Source organism: Moorena sp. SIO4G3 (genome assembly GCF_010692305.1).
GTDB lineage: Bacteria > Cyanobacteriota > Cyanobacteriia > Cyanobacteriales > Coleofasciculaceae > Moorena > Moorena producens_A.
Window position 1 is genome coordinate 1 of the sequence record NZ_JAAHIG010000734.1, and the last position, 1,415, is coordinate 1,415.

General features: G+C 36.8%; 1 protein-coding gene. It reads left to right on the plus strand.

Features of this window, described 5'->3' with window-relative positions; translation table 11 throughout:
• Positions 1-865 precede the first annotated feature (865 nt).
• Positions 866-1,318: a hypothetical protein gene (locus tag F6J99_RS45020; RefSeq protein ID WP_293123933.1), complete on the plus strand. Its 453-nt coding sequence runs from the start codon at positions 866-868 to the stop codon at positions 1,316-1,318.
• The last annotated feature ends 97 nt before the right edge of the window (positions 1,319-1,415 follow it).

Consider the following 1,415-nt stretch of genomic DNA (forward strand, 5'->3'; position numbering starts at 1 on the left):
ACCGTAAGATAGTGGAGCCTTGTCTTGATGCAGTCGCTCATGGGGGAAACCCCCAAGACCGCGCTGCATCGCTATTAACAAATATTGAACCCTTTTCTGCATAACCTGCTAACTATAAAGGCTCCACAATAAACAGGTTTCGTCTCCGGGGGGAACCCCCAAGACCGCGCTGCCTTCCCAAGACCGCGCTGCATCGCTTTTATAAGCTTCCCAAAAATCTGTATAACACACAGCACATTGTCGAACCACTGGAGGGAAAGACTGCTACAGTGTAAAGCTTTGAGTTTGGGAAAATGTGCAATTAATTAATTGCACCTGCTTAAAGGCAATGTTGTATCACTACATGTTTATCACTACCAATTAATTACCTACTCTGGATCTGTGTAACCCTTACATTGCAAGGCTTTGAGTTTCATTAAATGTGCAATTAATTTTATGCACCTGCTTACTTTAGCATAACAGGTACGGAAGAAGCAAATTTTTAATAAAATATATTCGGCTATAGTAAATTTACTTTTTACTTGGTAGAATTCGGAGCAAGTTGTCAACAGTTATGTTTTATGTTAATAAAATATTTACCTGTTTTTCCCACAAAACCTTCCTGATTTTTCCCACAAAACCTACCTTCATTATTTTTACCATAAAATTCTCAAACCTTTAGATAGCAAGCATTTGAACCTGTTTCGTTACCCCGTCAGAACATAGATCCTGAACAGCTTTACAAAATGTTACAATAATAAAGTGCATTTCATAATAGCTTCTGTTAAGCTACTGAATGATAGTTTTTATAAGTATAAAAAACTAACCAACACAGTGTTTTTTTATACCATTACAGTAGTAAGCTAGAAAGGATTGAACCCTGAATATGCTCACACCAAACCAGATTCAACACTTTGAAGAAAAGGGATGGTTAGGCCCCCTGGATATATTTACAAGTTCAGAAGTAGAATCTGTCAAAAAATGTATAGAAACTAATAGTTCAATTAAAGAAGTAGAGGGTCAGCCGATGATGATGCTCTACAACAATGTCCTGAACCTCAACACATCTCGTGACCTTCATCTGTTTCATCAACCGATAGCCGAGATGTTTAAAAACAACAAAATTGTTCGGGTACTAAACCAGTTGGGTGGGGACAATTTACTATTGTGGAACAGTAATGTTTTTTGCAAAATGCCAGGGGAAGGAGAGATCAAATGGCATCAAGTTTATGATTCTTACGACCCCAGCGCTTATGATCCTCAAAAGCCAGCACTGCTTTACCCGAATACTGAAGATATTATAAATATAGGTTCTTCAGTACCTAATATGCTAAACTAATACCTTAAGTCGTTAATACAATAAAAAACCTGTATAAAATTATAGCCCAAAATGTAGCTTTATTTAAATTATAAAGATGAGCTATTGTTCACTAGAA